The organism is Campylobacter sp. VBCF_06 NA8 (genome assembly GCF_027737825.1).
Classification (GTDB): domain Bacteria; phylum Campylobacterota; class Campylobacteria; order Campylobacterales; family Campylobacteraceae; genus Campylobacter_B.
Genome location: NZ_JAOVUB010000003.1, coordinates 53375 through 72786 on the forward strand (window position 1 = coordinate 53375; position 19412 = coordinate 72786).

General features: G+C 41.3%; 22 protein-coding genes. 9 read left to right on the top strand and 13 right to left on the bottom strand.

Annotation, left to right across the window (positions count from 1 at the left end; all coding sequences use genetic code 11):
- Positions 1-39: 39 nt before the first annotated feature.
- Complete coding sequence (locus tag OFO10_RS04575; RefSeq protein ID WP_270866260.1) at positions 40-372, bottom strand: hypothetical protein; 333 nt, start codon at positions 370-372, stop codon at positions 40-42.
- A gap of 201 nt (positions 373-573) precedes the next feature.
- Between OFO10_RS04575 and OFO10_RS04580 the strand changes: the two genes are divergently transcribed.
- The 5 genes from OFO10_RS04580 to OFO10_RS04600 all read left to right on the top strand — a co-directional run bounded on the left by OFO10_RS04580 (position 574) and on the right by OFO10_RS04600 (position 5102).
- Entirely contained in the window at positions 574-1866 is a 1293-nt protein-coding gene (locus OFO10_RS04580; protein WP_270866261.1) for an O-acetylhomoserine aminocarboxypropyltransferase/cysteine synthase family protein, read from the top strand.
- A 9-nt stretch (positions 1867-1875) separates the two neighbouring features.
- The gene (locus OFO10_RS04585) at positions 1876-2289 is read left to right on the top strand and encodes an RrF2 family transcriptional regulator (protein WP_270858939.1); all 414 of its coding nucleotides are present in this window, start codon (positions 1876-1878) and stop codon (positions 2287-2289) included.
- A 44-nt stretch (positions 2290-2333) separates the two neighbouring features.
- Positions 2334-3248 carry a cysteine synthase A gene (gene cysK / locus OFO10_RS04590; RefSeq protein WP_270864410.1) on the top strand — a complete coding sequence of 305 codons (915 nt, stop codon included), beginning with the start codon at positions 2334-2336 and terminating at the stop codon, positions 3246-3248.
- A 343-nt stretch (positions 3249-3591) separates the two neighbouring features.
- Positions 3592-4188 (top strand): hypothetical protein, encoded by a 597-nt coding sequence (locus OFO10_RS04595; protein ID WP_270866262.1) that lies wholly within the window; start codon positions 3592-3594, stop codon positions 4186-4188.
- Between the two features lie 80 nt (positions 4189-4268).
- Entirely contained in the window at positions 4269-5102 is an 834-nt protein-coding gene (locus OFO10_RS04600) for a hypothetical protein (protein WP_270866263.1), read from the top strand.
- A gap of 487 nt (positions 5103-5589) precedes the next feature.
- On the opposite strand, the gene cmoA is transcribed toward OFO10_RS04600, so the two are convergent.
- The 12 genes from cmoA to cmoB form a co-directional block, all read right to left on the bottom strand.
- A complete protein-coding gene (gene cmoA / locus OFO10_RS04605; RefSeq protein ID WP_270866264.1) occupies positions 5590-6294 on the bottom strand; it encodes a carboxy-S-adenosyl-L-methionine synthase CmoA in 705 nt (234 codons plus the stop codon).
- Complete coding sequence (locus tag OFO10_RS04610; RefSeq protein WP_270866265.1) at positions 6284-7189, bottom strand: bifunctional riboflavin kinase/FAD synthetase; 906 nt, start codon at positions 7187-7189, stop codon at positions 6284-6286. The genes cmoA and OFO10_RS04610 overlap by 11 nt, the downstream gene beginning before the upstream one ends.
- A complete protein-coding gene (locus OFO10_RS04615) occupies positions 7186-7701 on the bottom strand; it encodes a lipocalin family protein (RefSeq protein WP_270858934.1) in 516 nt (171 codons plus the stop codon). Before OFO10_RS04615 ends, OFO10_RS04610 begins: the two co-directional genes overlap by 4 nt.
- Positions 7702-8406, bottom strand: a complete 705-nt coding sequence (tlyA, locus tag OFO10_RS04620; RefSeq protein ID WP_270866266.1) for a 23S rRNA (cytidine-2'-O)-methyltransferase TlyA — start codon at positions 8404-8406, stop codon at positions 7702-7704.
- Positions 8396-10342: an NAD-dependent DNA ligase LigA gene (ligA, locus tag OFO10_RS04625; protein ID WP_270866267.1), complete on the bottom strand. Its 1947-nt coding sequence runs from the start codon at positions 10340-10342 to the stop codon at positions 8396-8398. Before ligA ends, tlyA begins: the two co-directional genes overlap by 11 nt.
- Position 10343: 1 nt before the next feature.
- Positions 10344-11057 carry a 3-deoxy-manno-octulosonate cytidylyltransferase gene (kdsB, locus tag OFO10_RS04630; protein WP_270866268.1) on the bottom strand — a complete coding sequence of 238 codons (714 nt, stop codon included), beginning with the start codon at positions 11055-11057 and terminating at the stop codon, positions 10344-10346.
- Positions 11054-12505, bottom strand: a complete 1452-nt coding sequence (gene thrC / locus OFO10_RS04635) for a threonine synthase (RefSeq protein ID WP_270866269.1) — start codon at positions 12503-12505, stop codon at positions 11054-11056. Before thrC ends, kdsB begins: the two co-directional genes overlap by 4 nt.
- A gap of 9 nt (positions 12506-12514) precedes the next feature.
- On the bottom strand, positions 12515-13363 hold the full coding sequence (gene argB / locus OFO10_RS04640) for an acetylglutamate kinase (protein ID WP_270866270.1): 849 nt from the start codon (positions 13361-13363) through the stop codon (positions 12515-12517).
- A 14-nt stretch (positions 13364-13377) separates the two neighbouring features.
- The gene (locus tag OFO10_RS04645) at positions 13378-14319 is read right to left on the bottom strand and encodes a tetraacyldisaccharide 4'-kinase (protein ID WP_270866271.1); all 942 of its coding nucleotides are present in this window, start codon (positions 14317-14319) and stop codon (positions 13378-13380) included.
- On the bottom strand, positions 14312-15448 hold the full coding sequence (locus tag OFO10_RS04650) for a DegT/DnrJ/EryC1/StrS family aminotransferase (protein WP_270866272.1): 1137 nt from the start codon (positions 15446-15448) through the stop codon (positions 14312-14314). The genes OFO10_RS04645 and OFO10_RS04650 overlap by 8 nt, the downstream gene beginning before the upstream one ends.
- Positions 15449-15456: 8 nt before the next feature.
- Positions 15457-16260 carry an NAD(+) synthase gene (gene nadE, locus OFO10_RS04655; RefSeq protein WP_270866273.1) on the bottom strand — a complete coding sequence of 268 codons (804 nt, stop codon included), beginning with the start codon at positions 16258-16260 and terminating at the stop codon, positions 15457-15459.
- A gap of 163 nt (positions 16261-16423) precedes the next feature.
- Complete coding sequence (gene cmoB / locus OFO10_RS04660; protein WP_442867988.1) at positions 16424-17317, bottom strand: tRNA 5-methoxyuridine(34)/uridine 5-oxyacetic acid(34) synthase CmoB; 894 nt, start codon at positions 17315-17317, stop codon at positions 16424-16426.
- Positions 17318-17451: 134 nt separating this feature from the next.
- Between cmoB and OFO10_RS04665 the strand changes: the two genes are divergently transcribed.
- From OFO10_RS04665 to OFO10_RS04680, 4 genes are read left to right on the top strand one after another with little or no spacing between them, the layout of a single operon-like run.
- Complete coding sequence (locus tag OFO10_RS04665) at positions 17452-18537, top strand: transglutaminase-like domain-containing protein (RefSeq protein WP_270866274.1); 1086 nt, start codon at positions 17452-17454, stop codon at positions 18535-18537.
- Positions 18534-18857 carry an aryl sulfotransferase gene (locus OFO10_RS04670; protein WP_270866275.1) on the top strand — a complete coding sequence of 108 codons (324 nt, stop codon included), beginning with the start codon at positions 18534-18536 and terminating at the stop codon, positions 18855-18857. The genes OFO10_RS04665 and OFO10_RS04670 overlap by 4 nt, the downstream gene beginning before the upstream one ends.
- Entirely contained in the window at positions 18850-19125 is a 276-nt protein-coding gene (locus OFO10_RS04675) for a heavy-metal-associated domain-containing protein (RefSeq protein WP_270866276.1), read from the top strand. The genes OFO10_RS04670 and OFO10_RS04675 overlap by 8 nt, the downstream gene beginning before the upstream one ends.
- Positions 19126-19133: 8 nt before the next feature.
- Entirely contained in the window at positions 19134-19406 is a 273-nt protein-coding gene (locus tag OFO10_RS04680; RefSeq protein ID WP_270861746.1) for a cation transporter, read from the top strand.
- The last annotated feature ends 6 nt before the right edge of the window (positions 19407-19412 follow it).

Genomic DNA, 19412 nt, shown 5'->3' on the forward strand with positions numbered 1-19412 from the left:
CGACGCTAGTAGTGGCGCGCTTTGCGCGCTAATTTTACTTTAAAATTCATCGCTAAATTTGCCCTTGTGCTTCTCTTTTTTGTAAGTTTTTGAATTTTTGAGTTTTTCTAGCAAATTTGCCTCTTTTATCAGCTCGTCTTTGCCCTTGTGCGCTAGGACCGATTTGACGAAGTTTTCGAGCGATTTCGTGTAGGGCTGGTCTAAATAAACAGCTTCTACTTTTTTTAAAACTTCGTAGTTTTTTATCACGCGAATTTTAAATAAATTCTCGTCAAAATCATCTCGTTTCAAAATCGAAATTGCCGATTTTGCGAAGCGCTCTAAGGCGCGGATATATTTGATACGATCGCTTTTTTCATTTATTTGGCTCAAATTTTATCCTTTGAAATCAAAAGTGGGATTATACCAAATTTAGCTTTATTTTTTATTTTACATATTTTTTCTATATATTATTAAAACTATATTTTTTTGAAACTGTTACAAATAGGGGTTTTACAAAATATATTTTATCTATTGACTTATTGGTAAATATCTGTTATAATCCCCGAAAATTTTAAAATTTAAGGAGGAAAGATGGCGGAATTTAACTTCGAAACACTAGCGACTCACGCAGGATACAGCTCGAAAGAGGGCTGTGGTGCAATGGCGGTGCCGATTTATCTAACCACAGCGTTTGACTTTGGCACGAGTGAGGAGGCGGCAGCTAGGTTTGCATTGCAAAGCCTTGGTCCCATTTATACGCGCTTAAATAACCCAACGGTCGATATTTTCGAGGCGCGCATTGCAGCCCTTGAAGGTGGCGTGGCGGCGATTGGCACAGCTAGCGGTCAAGCCGCTTCATTTTATGCGGTCGCAAATGTCGCAAGTGCGGGCGATAATATCATTATGGCGCAAAAAGTCTATGGCGGAACTTCAAATTTAATGCTTCATACGCTTAAAAAATTTGGCATTGAGACGCGTATGTTCGACGCAGATAGCGCGGACGATTTAGAAAGCTTGATTGATGATAAAACAAAGGCGATTTTCTTCGAAACGCTTTCAAATCCGCAAGTGGCAATTCCAAATTTTTATAAAATTATCGAAATCGCCGATAAATACGGCATTATCAGCATTGTGGATAACACAGTCGCCACGCCAGTGCTGTTTAATCCTATCAAAAAAGGCGCCGATATCGTCGTGCATAGTGCGAGTAAGTATATCAGTGGTCAAGGGCTAACCATCGCAGGTGCTGTCGTCTCGGGTAAAAGCACAAACAAAAAAATCATAGGCAATCCACGATATGCTGATTTCAACGAGCCCGATGAGAGCTATCATGGGCTAGTTTATACAAATTTAGTAGAAAATTTCGACATTTTCACGCTTCGAATTCGCCTTGGTTTGCTTCGCGATATCGGTGCGACGATGAGCCCATTTAGCGCTTGGCAGTTGATTCAGGGGCTTGAAACCCTAAGCGTGAGGGTCAAAGAACACTCTCGCAAAACGCAAAAAATCGCTGAATTTTTAGAAAATCACCCAGCGATAAAAAGCGTAAATTACCCAGGGCTAAAAAGCTCACCACTAAATAAATTTGTGAGCGAAAATTTCACCGAGGGGCTATGTAGCGGGCTTTTGTGTTTTGATGCAGGAAGCAGAAAAGTAGCTGATGATATCATGCGAGAGGTGAAAATTTTCGCCGTTGTCGTAAATATCGGCGATAGCAAATCCGTTATCACTCACCCAGCTAGCTCAACTCACTCGCAATCAAGCGACGAGGAACTTTTAAGCGCAGGGATTACTCCGGGCTTAATAAGACTTAGCGTGGGGCTAGAAGACACTGACGATTTGATTAATGATCTTAAAAACGCAATCGAAAAAGCGACTAAATAAGGGGAATATATGGCACTTTTATCTACAAAAGGCGTTTATGGTTTAATGGCGATTTTAGAAATCGCCAAAGCTAGCGAAATTTCGCCGATTAGCATTAGCGAAATTTCAGATAGAATTTTGGTTTCAAAAAACTATTTGGAGCAAATTTTAAATGGCCTTAGAGGCGGTGGATTGATCGAGAGTATAAAGGGCAAAAACGGCGGATATTATCTCTCGCGCGATATCGAGGATATCACATTTGCCGATGTTTTCAAGGCTATGGAAAAGGACTTTAAGCTTACGAATTTGAAGCTTTTAAACCCAAATTTAGAGTTTTTTTTCAAAGAGTATGATGAAAAACTGCTAGAAATTTTCAACAAATCAATTAGCAAATTTGAAGAATACAAGGAAGAAAGCACTAAATTTTTGGATTTTAGTATTTGATTTAGGGCTGCGCGCAGTTTCACAACGATAAAAAAAGGAAAAAAATGAAAATAGCAAATGATGTAACAGATCTAATCGGCAACACTCCGTTAGTTAGGATTAATACCTTTTCAAAAAACGCGACAATACTTGCAAAAGCTGAGTTTCTAAACCCAAGCCACTCAGTCAAAGATCGTATCGCGTGGAATATCATCAAGGTCGCCTTCGTGCAAAATCTCATCAACAAAGACACTATCCTAATCGAGCCAACTAGCGGAAATACGGGCGTAGGACTAGCCATGGTAGCTGCGAAAATGGGGCTAAAACTAATCCTAACAATGCCAAGTTCGATGAGTATCGAAAGACAAAAGCTAATCGCGGCTTTTGGCGCGAAAATCGTGCTCACAGATCCGCAATTTGGCATGAAGGGTGCCGTGGATAAGGCAAACGAACTAGCCGAGGAAAACCCAAATTCATTTATCCCAAGCCAGTTTGACAATCCAGCCAACCCACAAGCCCACTACGAGAGCACTGGCCCTGAGATTTGGCGCGATACAGACGGCAAAGTCGATATCTTAGTCGCTGGATTTGGCACGGGAGGCACGCTAAGCGGGACTGCGAAATATCTCAAAGAGCAAAACCCTGATTTAAAGGTAATCGCGGTCGAGCCTGATTCGTCGCCATTAGCTAGTAGAGGGTGCGCTGGAAGCCACAAAATACAAGGAATCGGCGCAAATTTCATACCGAAAAATCTAAATTTAGACATAATCGATGAGTATATCGCGGTCGCAAATGGCGCAGCTTTCGATACTGCAAAGACTTTGGCGCAAAAAGAGGGCTTGCTAGTGGGCATTTCAAGCGGCGCAAATGTCTATGCGGCAAACATCATCGCCAATCGCTTCGAAAATCGTGGCAAAATCATCGTAACCACGCTAAATGACACCGGCGAGAGATACCTTTCTACCGATTTATTCAAATAAAATTTAATTTCAAATTTGCGAATTTTGTAATTCGCAAATTTGCTTTTTACTACGAAAAAATTCAAACGCTAAAATTTGTTGTCATTGCGAGAAGCGAAGCGAGGAAGCAATCTACGAGTGAAAATTACCTAAGCGCAAATTCTGTGTCATTGCGAGCAAAGCGAAGCAATCCAGAGAAATTCCATAGCCTCTAATCTGTCATTGCGAGGCGACAAAGTCGCCGTGGCAATCTACGAGTTAAAAATTCCAAACGCTAAATTTGCAAAATTTAAATTCCATAAATTTACACATTATTATCAAAATTTGCGCTAGAATTTGGCTAAATTTCATAAAAAGGAAAGTTATGAAAAAGCTTTTTGTTTTTTTATTTTTGTGCGCTTCTTTGTGGGGCAAAATCAACATAAACGACGCGACTAGATACGAGCTAATGACCATTGGCGGGCTTGATGCGGGCAGGGCGGACATGCTCATAAACTACCGCAAATCGCGCGAAATCACAGATGAAAATCAGCTAAAAAACATAACCGGTTTTGGCGGTTATGATACGACTAGGCTCGCGCAAAATTTTGATTTACAAGCCCTGCCAAAGCCCCAGCCTGTCCCAGAACCTAAAAAAGAGAGCGAACAAAACATAATCATAATCCAACCAGAAAAAAAGGTCTATGTAAATCACCCGCCAAGATACCGCTACGAACAGAATTTCGGCAATGGTATCACTATCATAGAGGAGGGCAATCTACGACGCAGATCACTACCGCCGCGCTACGAGGAGCACCGAGGGCGCCGCTTTGGCGCGCATGAGCAAAACAGAGTCGCCAAACCTGTGCCCGTGCCACAGCATCTCACCACGCAAAGAGCTAAGAGCTTCCAAAATAACTGCGTCATGCGAAATGGAATTTGCATAAGTGGTGAAGTGCGCGCCAGAGGCGTGTGGCGGTAGGCATCTGGCTTAAATTTTAAAATCAAAGGGAGAAAATATAAAAAACAAGTCAGCACAAAATTTACAAAGGAAATTATTATATGAAAATTCATAAAAAGACCAAAATTCTACTTATTGCTTTATCGATTATTGCCATAGTTGGGTTGCCGATTATTGGGTATTTAAATTTCATCGGTTATAGTTTTAGACATCATAAAATTTTAACCAAAGATGAGTTATTGCAAATTTTTACACAAGATGAGTTTGAATTTAAAGTCTATATTATAGAAAGCTACAACCAAGAAAATCATGGCAACAAATTTTACGAGTTAGATAAAAATTTGGCTATGGACGAAATGATTTTGGAAATATCCGAAATCATAAATTCTCATATAGATGATAATGGAACTTTTGATTTACTTCAAGGAATATCAAATAATTTTGATATAAAAGACATAACACAAGAAATCGTAAATATAAACGAAAAAATTCCTTACTACAAAGAAGACGCTCAAATTATCGCCGACTATAACAAAGAAAGTCACGGGAATTGGGTTTATGCGGGATTTAGCAAGATTAATTATCCTGTTGGAAAAACTGTAATATTTGACGATATAAAGAATTTTTCGATTTACCCTTCCGACGCTTTTGAGATAAAAGAGTGTGAAATACCTACTAGTTTTGTTGGTAGATTGCTTGGTAAAAGTAAGTATTGTAGAAAAAAGAAAACTTTCGTATATATCGATAAATGCTACAAAACACCAGATGGACTTGTTTGCTTAGATAGCGATTTAAAAGAAATGAAATCCGAAATAGAAAAATTTCGTGACGGACACAAAGGTGGCATTTCTAATGCTATTTGGTTTTATGAAATTCCTATAAATAACGACGGAATTAATAAAAAGCAATGGCGGTGGCAATGGATAGGCAAATAGCTTATTTCGCTCAACAAATAATTAAAATTTTTAAAGGAATAAAAAATGTCAAATACAAAACTTAAAAGAAAAAGAGTTAAATTTAGATAGCGACCAAGCTCAAAAATGTCTGCTTGACACGCAAAACATATAGGAGCTATGAGACGACCTGCGAAGATAGGCACCATTATTTTATATCGTTGTATAAAATCCGTTAATTTTCTCGTTTTAAAATTTTAGCTTCGACGATATGATAAATTTAAAGAGGGCAAATTTTAAACTGCATTTGAATAGATGGCTAAGGACACGAAATTTTGGCATGATACGCTGATAAAATTACTTAAAAATAGAGTTACTAGTCTAAATTTATACCACAAGCCAAAATCGTTTTTAAGCTATTTTGTGGATTTCAAGTCATTTAAAATTTTAACTTTCCAAAATGCTACAAATTTTGCAAAACACAAATTTTCGGGGCAGTGTTACCAAAAAATAAGGGGGCGAAATTCGCCTATTTTCTCGCCATAAAAACAGCGAAATTCGCCCATTTAAAGATAATTTCCACACTGGCAAATCCAGCATTAAGCGCGAGTGTTTTGTTCTCGCTCTCAGTGTATGGGATTAGCACATTTTCGAGCGCTTTGCGCTTTTGGGCGATTTCAAACTTCGAATAGCCTTGATTTTCTTTGTAATTTTCGTAAATTTCAATCATATTTTTGCTAAGCGTTTTATCCTCATAAACGAGCTTTTCAGCGAAAATCAAAACCCCGTTTTCGCCCAAATTTTCATAAATTTTGCGCATAAATTCCGCCCGTTTTATCGGGCGAATAAATTGCAAAGTGTAGTTTAAAATCACGGCGTCAAAGCCCTTAAAATCGCACTCTAAGATATCTTCGCACGAAAATTTTATCTGCGCGCCAAAAGCAGCGGTTTTTGCCGCGGCGATTTCTAGCATTGCCTCGGAGTTATCCACGCCAAAAAGCGCCAAATCAGGGCGCTTTTGATACAAACTAAGCAAAATCCCAGCCGTCGAGCAGCCAAGGTCTATGGCTTTGGCACCATGAGCCAAAATCCGCGCCAAAAGCTCGCAAACAAGCTCGGAGCTTTGCTTGTAAAACGGCACCGAGCGCGCGATCATATCGTCAAAGACGCTAGCGACGCTTTTGTCGAACTCGAATTGCTTTTTTATCGGCGTTTTGAAAATTTCATCTTTCATATTTGTTTCCTAAAATTTCCCTAGCAAGGGCGATATCGCTTGAAATTTGCGCTTTTAATTCGCTTAAATTTGCAAATTTTTTGTTTTCGCGGATAAATTTGATAAATTTCACGCTCGCACGCTTTGGCGTGAAATTTGCGCCAAACTCCCCTAAAATGTGCGTTTCTATGGCGAAATTGCTATCCGTGCTGACCCTGTGCCCTATAAAAGAGACGCTTTTGTAAATTTTGTTTTTTACCCTGCACAGCGTGGCATAAACGCCATGTTTTGGCATATAAAACTCGCTAGCATCTAGATTTAGCGTCGCAAACAGCTCCTTTGCGCCAAGACCTTGACCGCTGATGACTTTGCCAGAGATTTCATACTCCCTCCCCAAAAACTGCGCCGCCTTCTCGCACTCGCCAGCGTTTAAAAACTCCTTTATCAGCCTCGTATGCACGCCCACACCGTCGATTTTAAACTCGTCGATTATGAGCGTTTCGCCGGCGAAATTCGCGCGCAAAAACTCTGCGTCGCTGGCTCTATTTTTGCCAAATTTAAAATCATTTCCGACTACGATTTTTTCTAAATTTGGAAAATTTGCGTTTAAAAGTGCGATAAATTCGGCTCCGCTTAAATTTTTCACCCTAACTAAATCGCAGTAAAAAATCTCTTTTTCACAAATTTGGCTAATTAGGCTAGGTGGCGTGAGTTTGGGCGCAGTATCGGCGATGACTATGATTATGCCGCCATGCTCGCCAAGAGCGTCAAAAAGCTTTTGATGAGCTCTGTGAAATCCGTCGAAATTGCCGATAGCAAGGGCTTTAATCTCGCTTTTTTTCGCTCCATTTAAATTTAGAAATTTCTCGTTTTCGCCAAATTTGGCTAGGATTGAAATTTCACTAGACTCACTCATTTTTGCTTCGTCCATACGATTTTTTGGGTGTCATAGCCACTTTCTTTGGCTTTGTTTAGGTAGATATTTTTGATGAGTTCGGGCATGGTTTTGGTGCGCGAAAGCATATAAAGCTCGCCTGTGTTTTCGCCAAAAACGAGCGCGTAGCTGTAATCCACATCGGTTTGAGCGACGCTAAATTTGGCATTTTTTATCATGCCTTTGCGAACTAAATTTCCCTCGGATTTTTTGCCCACAAAGGCTAATTCTTCGCTAGATAATTTGATTTTTCCGCTTTGGCTTTGGGCTGATTTTAGCATATTTATCGAGCCGTTTTTATCGACGAAAATCTCATAAGCTGTGTTTTCTAACTCGCCTGTAAAGCCCTTGATATGGGCTATCTCATACCAGCCACCGCAAAATTTAGCTATGTCAAAATCCCGCGTGATAGGTGCGTTTGGCGAAATGCTTTTGGCACACGCCCCTAGGAAAAATATAGTTAAAGTTAAAATTAAAATTTGCTTAAATTTCATCTATTCTCCTTTTTTATAATGATAGAAAAACTCCTGATTTCCCTCTTTGCCTTTGATTTGACAAGGGAGTTTTTGTATCATTATAAGCCCCATTTTAGCGCAGTTTAACTCAAATTTTGCCATTGCTTGCTCTACTAGCTTTTGATTTTTTATGACGCCTTTTTTATCTCGTTTTGCGCCCACGCCGACCTCGAATTGCGGTTTGAAAAGCAAGATTATATCGCGCGAAGCAAGGCGCAAAATGCTAGGCAAAATTTTCTCAATCCCGATAAAGCTGACATCGCAGGTGATTAGCTCAAAACTCGTTTGGCTCTCAAACTCCCTGATATCGGTGTTTTCGCGCACGATTACACGCGGATCGCAGCGCAAGCTATCATCTAGCTGTGCGCTTCCCACATCAAGGGCTACAACCTCGCTTGCGCCGTATTTTAGCAAAATTTGCACAAATCCGCCCGTCGATGAGCCGATATCTAGGGCGCGCACGCCCGCGATATCAAGCGAAATTTCATCTAAAAATCCCTTTAATTTCAGTGCGCCACGGCTTACGAAAATTTCGTCTGTCGCGCTAATCTCGCCACTTGCTACTTCGGCTGAGAGCTTGTCGCAAATTTCGCCATTTAGCAAAATTTTGCCCTCTTTAATGAGATTTTGGGCTTTGTTTCGGCTGATTTTTAGAGCGTCTGCCACGAAACTATCAAATCTCACGCGCCATTTCCTCAAACTCATCTTCGCTTAGCGTGCGCACGCCAAGGGCATTTGCCTTATCTAGCTTGCTTCCAGCCTCGCTTCCATAAATCACAAAATCGGTTTTGGCTGATACTGAGCCAGAAACCTTTGCGCCCATTTGCAAAAGGCGGTTTTTGATCTCATCTCTGGGGCGCGACATGGTGCCAGTAAGCACGATAGTCTTGCCTGTAAAGGCGGTTTGCGTGGTTTCGTTCTTAGAAATTTGTGGATTTATGATATTGATTAAATTACGAATTTTTTCTCTGTTTTCGGCGCAAAATTCGCAAAAACTCTTCGCCATAGCTTCGCCAAAATTTTCTAAATTTAGCACCTCTTCAAAGCTAGCGTCTAGCCATTTCTCGCCAAAACTCTCGGCGATTTTGCGCGCTGCGACCTCGCCTATATGCTCGATACCAAGCCCGCTGATGAAGCGATAAAGCTCTGCGCCCTTGCTCGAATTTATGGCGTTTAAGAGATTTGAAATTTTTTTATCTTTAAAGCCTTCAAGCCCCGCAAAATCAGCTTCGCTAAGCGCGTAAATATCGGCGATTTCGTTAATTTTGCCAAGGCTATGAAGCAAGCTAATCGTAGCCTCGCTTAGCCCTTCGATATTCATACATTTTTTCGAGCAAAAATAGATCAGAGCCCCTACAATTCGTGCTTTGCAACTCAAATTTTGACATTTTATCAAGGCACCCTCATCGAGCAGACCACCGCCACATACAGGACACGCGCTAGGGCGAGTTATGGGCGTTTGCGAGCCGTCTCTGCGCCCAGCAAAGACGCTTGTGATTTTTGGGATCACATCGCCGCTTCGTATAATTCCCACAAAATCGTTTTTCATCAGCCCCAAACGCTCGATTTCATCGAAATTATGAAGCGTAGCGTTGCTGACATTTGCTCCGTCGATATTGACGCTTTCGACCACAGCCACAGGGGTGATTGCGCCCGTTCTGCCTACTTGCAAAACAATGTCTTTTAGCCTTGTAACCTTTTCGATAGCTGGGAATTTATACGCCACCATGAAACGCGGAAATTTCACGGTGTATCCCAGCAAATCGCACTTTGCGACATCGTTTATGCGAAGCACCATGCCGTCAAGCATCAAATCTTTTTTCTCGCGCAGGGCGTGCAAATCCTCGTAAGCCTTGCGGATTTCATTTGCACTCACGCAAATTCGCCTAAAATCGTCCCTCTTAAAGCCAAGGCTTCGCACAAACTCCATAATCTCGCTATGGCGCGTGAAATTTAATCTATGCTCGCCCACACCCCAAGGTATGAATTGAAGCTTTCGCTTCGCTACGACCGCGCTATCTAGCTGGCGAAGGCTTCCAGCTGCGGCGTTGCGCGGGTTTGAAAACAGCGCTTCGCCATTTTGTGCGCGCTCATCGTTTAGAGCGTCAAAATCGCTTTTAGCAATCAAAACTTCGCCACGAATTTCTATTTTTTCGTTATATGGGATTTGAAGCGGGATAGATTTTATCGCTCTTGCATTGGCGGTTACATTTTCGCCGATTTTGCCGTCTCCGCGCGTGGCAGCCGAGATTAAAATGCCGTCTTCGTAGGTCAAATTTAGGCTCGCTCCGTCAAATTTCGGCTCGACATAAAATTCTAAATTTGCCTTTTCGCCACGCCCAAGCCACGCCAAAAGCTCACCGTCGTTAAAAATATCCTCCATAGACCACATTTGCGCGCCGTGAGAGAGCTTTTCGAAGCCCTCGCTAAGCTCGCCACCGATACGCAAAGTAGGGGAGTATGGCAAAATTTGCTCTGGGTGAGCGCGTTCGAAGATTTCGACCTTGCTATATAGCGCGTCGTATTCTTCGTCGCTAGCGATTGGATTATCCTGCGTGTAATACGCTCTCGCCCATAAATTCAGGGTTTGGACGGCATTTTTGTATTCGTTAAAATCCATTTTATTTCCCAAAAATTTTCAGCGCTTTTTCATAATCTTCTTGCGTGTCGATTCCAACGCTGTTTGTCTCTATTTGCAACATTGCGATTTTTTTGCCAGCACTTAGGGCGCGAAGTTGTTCTAATTTCTCGGTATTTTCTAGCACGCTAGGCGGTAGGGCGCAAAACTCTCGCAAGGTTTTTGCGCTATACGCATAAATGCCAATATGCCCCAAATAGTCCTTGAATTCGGCTCTTGGATAAGGTATTGGCGCGCGTGAAAAATAAATCGCAAAGCCGTGGTTGTCCAAAATCACCTTGACTAAATTTGGATCTTGCGCGCTTTTTTCGTCGATTTTTTTGTAGCAACTAGCCATAAATGCGCCATTTTTGATCGCGCTGGTGGCAAATTCTTTAAATTTAATTAAATTTTGCGTCTCAAAAAACGGCTCGTCGGCTTGGACATTGATTAAAATTTCATCATCGTTTAAATTTGCGTTTTTCACAGCTTCGTTTATTCTATCTGTGCCGCTTTGGTGGTTTTCATCTGTCATAACGGCGCAAAATCCATAATCCTTAGCGATTTGCAGGATTTTTTCATCATCGACTGCGATTAGCACGCTATCGACTTTCGCGGCGTTTTGCGCTGTTTTGATAAACATCGGCACACCGGCAAATTCGCATAAAATTTTGTTTTTAAACCTAGTTGAGGCTAGGCGGGCAGGTATTATAATCATAGTTTTATCCAATCAATAATCGTGTTTTTAATCTCGTTTTGCTCGATTATGCTCGTGTGAATTTCAGGGCTGGCAAAAAGGCGTGAAATTTGCGCTGGAATATCGCTTTGAAACTCTTTCGAAAGCGCGATCATATCGGCCTTTTCGTCTTCGCACGGGCGAGATTTTATCGCTTTTATCATCGACGGGGTAAATTTTATCCATTTCGCCGTAGAAACGATAAGCGTCGGCGTATCGCCACCTAAAAGCTTGAAGCAATTTGCAGTGTGCGGGTCGATGAGACGGCCACTACTGCTAGCTTCTTTGATAAATTTCGAGCACTCATCATCGCTTGTGAAACCGGCCTCAAATTCGCTTTGAAGCTTAGTAAGCTCATCTTTGCTAAGGGCGTAGAATTTATCTTGCGCAAGGCTAGCCATAAGCTCTTTTGTGCGTTTATCGCCGAATAAATCAGCCAGCACGCGCTCGACATTTGAACTAATCAAAATGTCCATTGCAGGGCTAATCGTGCTAATTAACTCTCTGCCACGCAAATCATAAATTCCGGTTTTGATTAGATCAGTTAGGATATTGTTTGCGTTGGAGGCGATTTTGATTTTGCTGATACTAGCTCCCATTTTTTTGGCGAAATACGCACCAAGGGCGTTGCCGAAATTTCCGCTTGGCACGATTACATCAAATTTATCGTGTGCGCTAAATTTTGGATTTTTGCTAAATTGCACGCTAGCGTAAATGTAGTAGATGATTTGAAACAAAATTCTGCCGAAATTTACAGAATTTGCCGCACTTAGGCAAAGATTATTAGCTTTTAGCTCGTTTTTAAAATCATCATCGCTAAGTAGTGATTTTAACGCTCTTTGTGCGTCGTCAAAATTCCCTTTAATGCCTAGAATTTTTAAATTTTTGGCTGATTGTTTTACCATTTGTTGGCGCTGAATTTCACTTGTTCCGCCAGCTGGATAGAGGCAGACGACCTTGATATTTGGGTCGTTTGCAAATGTTTCAAGCGTAGCTGGGCCAGTATCGCCACTAGTAGCGCAGATTATGAGATATTTTTCATTTCTTTGCGCCGCTAGCTCGCCAAGAAGTGCGCCAAAAGGTTGCAACGCCATATCTTTAAAAGCAAGCGTCGGGCCGTGATAAAGTTCCAAAATATAGGTATTATCGTTAAATTTAGAAATTTCAAGTGGCAGGGCAGGGTTTTCGAAACTATCATATCTAGCAAGAGCGGTTTTGAAAACCTCCGGCGAAATGTCGAAATCTAGGGCTTTTATAAGCTTTAAAGCTATTTGTTTATATCCCAGCTCTTTGCACTCGCTCCAAAATTCAGGTGTAAGTTTTGGCAACTCGCGCGGTGTATAAAGTCCGCCAAATGCAGCACTTGGGCTTAGTAGTGCGTCGCTAAGTGTGGCGCTGGCGCTAAAATCTCGTGTGGAAACTAATTTCATAAATTCTCCTTATCTAATCAAACTTCCGATACCAGTATCAGTGAAAAGCTCTAATAAAAGCGAGTGTGGGATTTTGCCATTTATTATGTGAGCGGCCTTGGTGCCTGCGTTTATGCACTCCAAGCAAGCATCGATTTTAGGTATCATACCGCCACTAATCGTGCCGTCTTTTTTCAAAGCAGAAATTGAATTTTCATCGAGTTTGCTAATGAGTTTGCCCTCTTTATCTAGCACGCCGTCGATATCGCTTAGAAAAATCACTTTGTCGGCTTTTAGGTAGCTAGCGATTTTGCTAGCGCAAAGATCTGCGTTTATGTTAAAGCTGATATTTTCGTCATTTTCGCCACCGGCAAGTGGCGCGATGACTGGCAGATAGTCGCGATCTAGCAAATCATAAATGACTTTTGTATTTACATCTGTGATTTCGCCTACGAAGCCGTATTTTTCGCGGTCTAAAAATTTGGCTTTCAAAAGTCCGCCGTCCTTGCCGCTAATGCCTATGGCAGGGGCTCCGTTTTGGTTAAGAAGCGCGGTGATTTCTTTATTTACAAGTCCGCTTAGCACCATTTCGGTTACTTCGATAGCTTCTTTACTTGTTACGCGCAAACCATCGCAAAATTCGCTTTTGATATCCAGCAAATCGAGGGTTTGGTTGATTTTTTTGCCACCACCATGCACGACGATGACCTTGATACCAACCATGTGCAAAAGCGTGATATCGCGGGCGAAATTTAGCTTTAAAACCTCATCGGTTTGGGCTGCGCCGCCGTATTTGATGACGAAAATTTTATCGCGAAATTTGCGGATATAAGGTAGGGCTGAGATGATAATTTCTGCGATTTGACTTGATTTTATCATTGTTTTCTCCAAATTTAGTGGTTTAGTTTGCTAGTAATGTAGGCTTTGATTTGGTTTTTGAAATTTTCGCTAAGCGTGGTTTTAAGCTCGATTACGCTGATATTTAGCCCGAAATTTTCGAGCTTGACGAAATCTTTGGCGGTGCAAATGATATGCGTGGCGCTAAATTTATTAAGTAAATTTTGAATTTCATCTTTTGTAAAATCATAGTGATCTGGGAAATAAAAACTAGCTTTGGCGTGTTTTTCAAACTCTTTTAGGCGCCATGGCTTGGCGATTGCGCTGATTAAAATCGTATTTTCCTTGTCGGTGTGTGGATTTGGGAAATTTGAAATTTCGCTAGTGGATTTTATATCGTCCAAACTTGGGATAAAATCTGCGAATTTGTAGAAATTTGGCGGATAGCGATAGCCAGCAACCGGCAGCGGCAATGGCAAAAGTGGCGAATCGCTAGGGCGCAAAACAATTTCAAATTTTTCTATATGAAATTTAGAAAATCCATCGTCTAAAATCACGAGAGCAAAGCCGTCTTTTTTGGCCTGCATTATGGCATTTTCGCGGTTTTCGCTCACAAGAACGCTTGCGTTTTTTAGGGTTTTGGCATAGAGCATGGCTTCATCGCCACTGGTTTTTATGTCGCATAAAATTTTGCCATTTTTCGCCACATATTGTAGTCCATGGCTTTTGCGGCCGTATCCGCGCAGTATTATGCAGGTAGGAATCTCGGGGCTAAATTCTGTAAAAATCGCCCCCACAAGCGGAGTTTTACCACTTCCGCCAAGGGTTAAATTTCCCACGCTTACTACTGCTATGCCATAATCTTTGGGCTTAATTAGGGCGCGCCTAATCATCTGAATAAAGCCAAAAATGATTGAGAGTGGAAGCAGAAAAAATGAAATTATAAGCCAAATAACGCCCGGATCGTATAAATTTTTTTCGAGCCAAATTTTAAACACGGCTTCTCGCAATTTCTATAATTTTTTCGCAGATATACGCCACATCGTCATCGCTAAGCGAGGCATAAATCGGCAAAGATAAAATTTGCTGATAATTTTTTAGCGCATTTGGGAAGTCATTGACTTTGTAATTATACTTAGATTTGTAGTAGCTCAGCAGGTGCAGTGGCACATAGTGAAGCCCTACATCAATGCCCCTAGAAATCATTTCGCGCGCGAAATCATCGCGGTTTTTGTCGATTTTGATGATATATTGTGTATAAATATGCTCCGCGCTATCGGTAGGAAGCTCGATATGAGGGCAATTTTCCAAAGATTTCCTAAACATTTTTGCGATATTTTGGCGACGCTTGATAAAGGTATCTGTTTTTTCTAGTTGTGATAGTGCAAATGCCGCATTTATCGAGTTTAAATCGTATTTTTGACCGATACGATCTACATTGTAAGTAAAGCCTAAATTTCCGTCTTTATAAAACGCTTCGCCCACGATTCCGTTATTGCGTAAAATTTTGGCAGAATTTGCCAAACCTTCGTTGTTTGTGACAAAAAATCCAGCCGTAGAGATTGCGTCTTGGGCTTGTGGATTTATCTGAAAGCACGAAAACAGCGAGTTTTCAAACGAGCCGATTTTTTTGCCCTTGTATGTAGCACCTGTGGCCCTAGAAGCGTCATCTATGATAGTGATATTTTCTTTTTTAGCGATTTCGTAAATCTCGTCCATATCGGTTACGAGCCCAGCTGTATGCGAGATAAAGGCGCATTTTAGCTTTTTGTGTCTGTTTAGCTCGATAGCTTTTGAAAAGCTTTCAGGGGTGATATTAAAGGTGTTTGTATCGATATCTACAAATATCGGCTCAGCATCAAAATGCCTAATAACCGCCGCTACATGCGGAAATGAATTAACTGAGCATAAAATTCTATCTCCGCGCTTGACACCGAGTGTGCAAAGCGCAAGATGAAGCGCAGTAGTGCCACTAGTAGTGGAGATTGCGTAATTCACGCCAAAATACTCACAAATTTTGTTTTCAAAAATTTCTGAGTATTTTATTTGTGGATTGTGAAGGGCATTTAGTATAAGCGATTCTTCTTTATCATCAACCTGCGCTTTAAAAAAGGGTATTTGCCTCATGTGAAATCCTAAGCATTAGGATCTACTTGTGCTACATTTGGCATGCGTAATTTAAAGCTATTTTTTATCATTCTATTTGTGATAAATTTGCATAAATCAGCGTTGTGATTCGAATCAAGCAAGTATGCTAAATCATCTTTTATAATCTCTTTGCCGCTTCTAATTTTTTCGCGAAGTTCAGGGCGAGAGAAGATGTCTCTAAGCACGCTATCAAGGATATCATAGCTATATCCAAGCTCTCTTTCGTCGCTTTGATTTTCCCATAAATCTGCGCTCGGAGTTTTTGCGATTATATTTTCATTGATAGTAAGTGCTTCGGCAAGTTTGCTTACTTTTGTCTTTAAAATTTCGCCGATTGGGTTAAAGGCACACGCCAAATCACCATAAATCGTGCTGTATCCTAGCATTCTTTCGCTCAAATTTGTTGTTCCGACTACGACTGCGCGGTGTTTCGCGCTGTAATCATATAATAATCCCATGCGAACTCTTGTCGCAAAATTTCCAGTTCTTAGCTTGTCTGCGCCAGTATCAAGCGAAGCGAAAGCCTCCATAAATGGGGCGATTTCTTGGATTTCGTAGTTTATACCAAACATATCGCAGTGCTCGATTGCATCGCCTAAATTTGCTAAATTTGAGCTAGGCATAGGCATGATTAGGGCGTGAGTTGGGATCTCTGTTAGGGCGCATAATGCCGATACTACGGCACTATCAAGTCCTCCGCTGACTCCGACTACGAAAGCGTCTGCTCCTGTTTTTTCAAGTTCTGTGGCCAAAAAATCGGTCAAATATGGAATTAAATTTTGAGCGTTCATAGAAAACCTTTGTAAATTATAAACTAAACTTTTAATTCTACCAATATTAAACTAAAATTAAGCTTTAAAAAAGAGAGAAAAATTTGATTAAAATTTATGATTTATTTGCAAATTTTGCCAAATTTGACAAAATACGCAAAATTATTTGTAAAATTTTGCGTATTTACAGGCTGATTTTAACATAGACTCGTTTCGGGGCAGGGTAACCCTCGATAGTGAGATTTGGATTTTTTGGATCTAGGAAATTTTCCAAGCTCTGGCCGTCAATCCACTCAGTTTTTCGCTGTTCGTTAAAATCAGTTTGTTTGGTTTCTAAAATTTCAAAATTCTTAAATTTTGCCCTTTCACACCAGTTGCTAAGTGCGCCGATAGTGGGCACGAAGTAGATATTTGAGATCTTAGAATACCCGCCCTTTGGCGTAAGTGCGAAATCTCCGTCCATATCTATATACATCGTATCTAAAATCACCTCGCCACCGCTATTTAGCGCGGATTTGAGCTGTTTTAGCATAGAGATAGGATCTGAGCGATGATAAATCACGCCAAGGCAGAAAATCGTGTCGAATTTCGCCCCATAAAATGGCAAATGCTCCACGCCAAGTGGCTCGAAAATCGCCTGTGTGCGCATAAAATGTTGCAAAAACAAAAATTGTAGATAAAATAGCGCGCTAGGATCAAAGCCTGTAACGCTACGCGCGCCAAGGCCTAGCATACGATACATATAATAACCATTATTGCACCCCACATCTGCGACATTTTTGCCCGCCAAATCAATATGCCCCCTTAAAAGGTTAAATTTGATGAAGCTTTGCCACTCGCTGTCGATAAAAAGCTCATTTAGCGCGAAAGGCCCCTTGCGCCAAGGTTTTAGCGATAGTGCGATTTGCCTGATTTGCTCCATTTGCTCTTCGTTTGCGTCAAATTTCGCGCTTATAGCATCGCCAAAACTCACCTCGCAATCAAATTTTGGCAGCGCATTAATCGCGCCTAAAATTTCGGCATTTTGAGCGTTTTCTAGTTTTTTTAACATTTCATTTTTTATGCTAGCTAAATCCATTTTTTACCCTAAATTTCATAAATTTTGCGCCATTTTATCAAAGCAAATTTAAAAAAGCAATTTTAAAGCGTTAAAAGGATAAAATCTCCGCCTTTTAGAGCCAAGTTTGGTTAGATTATTCAGGAATTTTTCAAATGAAAAGACGAGATTTTTTCAAATTTAGTAGTATTTTAGGTGTCGCTAGCTTCGCTCCTAGCGTGGTTTTGGCTGATACGAGCGCCAAAGAAGCCGAGCAAAAAACGCGCAAATTTAGCGTTAGTTTAAAACACGCTATCAAAGAGGTTGGCAAAGAGAGCAGGGTGTGGGTCCCACTCGTGCTTCCAAGCGATTTTCAGCAGGTCATTTCGCACTATAAGGTCGGCTCAAACGCAGTCGAGAAATTTATCACTGAGGGCGAAATTCCGACATATTATGCGAAATTTAGCGGAAGCGAAACTCCGATACTTGATATCAGTTTCGATGTGCAAACCACTGAGCGAAATACCGATTTTTCGAAGGTAAATTTCAACGAAAACGAAAAACTAGCCCCCGAAATCGCCAAATTTTTGCAGCCAACTACGCAAATTCAAATCGACGGCGTGGTTAAACAAAAATCAGATGAAATCGTAGGAAATATCAAAGGCGATTTAGAAAAGGCTAGGGCGATTTACACCTGGGTGGCAAACACCATGGAGCGCGATAACAGCGTGCTTGGGTGTGGGCTAGGCGATGTGAAGCAAATACTTAGTAGCGGTAAATTAAGTGGCAAATGCACCGACATAAACTCAGTTTTTGTGGCTTTGGCGAGGGCTGCTGGGATACCTGCGCGCGAAATGTTTGGTATAAGGGTTGGAAAATCACGATTTTCAGGTCAAATGGGCGCAGCACCCAAAGATGACGGATTTAGCCATATTTCAGGCGGACAACATTGTCGCGCTGAGTTTTATCTCAAAGGATATGGCTGGATTCCAGTAGATCCTGCCGATGTCACCAAAGTCCGACTTGGCGAAAAACTCACAAACGACGACCAAAAAATCGCGCAAATCCGCGAATATCTCTTTGGCAACTGGGAGATGTGCTGGATAGGATTTAATTACGGCAGAGATTTCACGCTAAGTCCGCGCCCAGCGCAATTTCCGATAAACAATTTCGGCTATGTTTATGGCGAAACGGACGGACAAACGCTAAATTATTACGACCCGAAAGAATTTAGCTACGATTACAAAAGTCGCGAAATTTGAGTAAGCTAAAATTTATTGCACTGGCGATTATAAGCGCATTTATGGCGACTTTGTGCTGTTTGCCGGCGCTTTTGTTTTTGCTTTTTGGGGTGAGTTTTTCGGCACTTTCCTTTGCGGACGAGTTGGCGAGATTTCGCCCCATTTTTACGGCGATTTCCATTGTTTTTTACATTGCGAGTCTGTATTTCGTGCTATTTCGTAAAAACTCATGCGTTATCGGCGCAGGTCGCAAAAAATGGTATTTTATTTACATTTTAAGCGGAATTTTGATATTTTTACTTCTATTTTATCCTGAAATTTTAGGGAGATTTTATGCGTAAAATTTTAGTTTTATCACTCGTTTGTGGCGCGCTTTTTGCACAGCGCGAAATCGAAATCCAAGTCGGAAAAATCCATTGCAACCTATGCGCAGCTTCGATTAAATTTGCCTTGCAAAAATGCGAGGGGGTAATCAGCGTCGAGGCCAAAGAGGGCGAGAAAAAAGCGGTCGTCATCGCCGAAGATAACGCCGATACGAACGCTATGATCGAGGCTTTGAAAAACGCAAAATACGAAAAAGCCAAAATTTTAAGTATTAAACAAAAATAAGGAAATTTATGCGTAAAATTTTACTATTATTTGCCCTTGTTAGCGCGGTTTTCGCCGATAGAGAGATTGAAATTTATGTAGAGAAAATACACTGCCCGCTCTGCACGCAAATGGTGCGAAAGGCCCTAAGTGAGTGCGATGGCGTAATCAGCGCACGCGTGGAGTTAGCAACTAAAACAGCCAGCGTGCTAGCGCGCGATGATGCCGATACAAAGGCAATGCTAGAAGCTATCGCAAAGACCACTTACGAGGGCAAAATCGTAAGTGATAAGCGAAAATAAGGCGAA

Excerpts from the sequence above, each read along its gene's own strand:
- OFO10_RS04580 (WP_270866261.1), top strand. The coding sequence starts at position 574 with ATGGCGGAATTTAACTTCGAAACACTAGCGACTCACGCAGGATACAGC.
- OFO10_RS04585 (WP_270858939.1), top strand. The coding sequence starts at position 1,876 with ATGGCACTTTTATCTACAAAAGGCGTTTATGGTTTAATGGCGATTTTA.
- cysK (WP_270864410.1), top strand. The coding sequence starts at position 2,334 with ATGAAAATAGCAAATGATGTAACAGATCTAATCGGCAACACTCCGTTA.
- OFO10_RS04595 (WP_270866262.1), top strand. The coding sequence starts at position 3,592 with ATGAAAAAGCTTTTTGTTTTTTTATTTTTGTGCGCTTCTTTGTGGGGC.
- OFO10_RS04600 (WP_270866263.1), top strand. The coding sequence starts at position 4,269 with ATGAAAATTCATAAAAAGACCAAAATTCTACTTATTGCTTTATCGATT.
- cmoA (WP_270866264.1), bottom strand. The coding sequence starts at position 6,294 with ATGAAAGATGAAATTTTCAAAACGCCGATAAAAAAGCAATTCGAGTTC.
- OFO10_RS04610 (WP_270866265.1), bottom strand. The coding sequence starts at position 7,189 with ATGAGTGAGTCTAGTGAAATTTCAATCCTAGCCAAATTTGGCGAAAAC.
- OFO10_RS04615 (WP_270858934.1), bottom strand. The coding sequence starts at position 7,701 with ATGAAATTTAAGCAAATTTTAATTTTAACTTTAACTATATTTTTCCTA.
- ligA (WP_270866267.1), bottom strand. The coding sequence starts at position 10,342 with ATGGATTTTAACGAATACAAAAATGCCGTCCAAACCCTGAATTTATGG.
- kdsB (WP_270866268.1), bottom strand. The coding sequence starts at position 11,057 with ATGATTATAATACCTGCCCGCCTAGCCTCAACTAGGTTTAAAAACAAA.
- thrC (WP_270866269.1), bottom strand. The coding sequence starts at position 12,505 with ATGAAATTAGTTTCCACACGAGATTTTAGCGCCAGCGCCACACTTAGC.
- argB (WP_270866270.1), bottom strand. The coding sequence starts at position 13,363 with ATGATAAAATCAAGTCAAATCGCAGAAATTATCATCTCAGCCCTACCT.
- OFO10_RS04650 (WP_270866272.1), bottom strand. The coding sequence starts at position 15,448 with ATGAGGCAAATACCCTTTTTTAAAGCGCAGGTTGATGATAAAGAAGAA.
- nadE (WP_270866273.1), bottom strand. The coding sequence starts at position 16,260 with ATGAACGCTCAAAATTTAATTCCATATTTGACCGATTTTTTGGCCACA.
- cmoB (WP_442867988.1), bottom strand. The coding sequence starts at position 17,317 with ATGGATTTAGCTAGCATAAAAAATGAAATGTTAAAAAAACTAGAAAAC.
- OFO10_RS04665 (WP_270866274.1), top strand. The coding sequence starts at position 17,452 with ATGAAAAGACGAGATTTTTTCAAATTTAGTAGTATTTTAGGTGTCGCT.
- OFO10_RS04675 (WP_270866276.1), top strand. The coding sequence starts at position 18,850 with ATGCGTAAAATTTTAGTTTTATCACTCGTTTGTGGCGCGCTTTTTGCA.
- OFO10_RS04680 (WP_270861746.1), top strand. The coding sequence starts at position 19,134 with ATGCGTAAAATTTTACTATTATTTGCCCTTGTTAGCGCGGTTTTCGCC.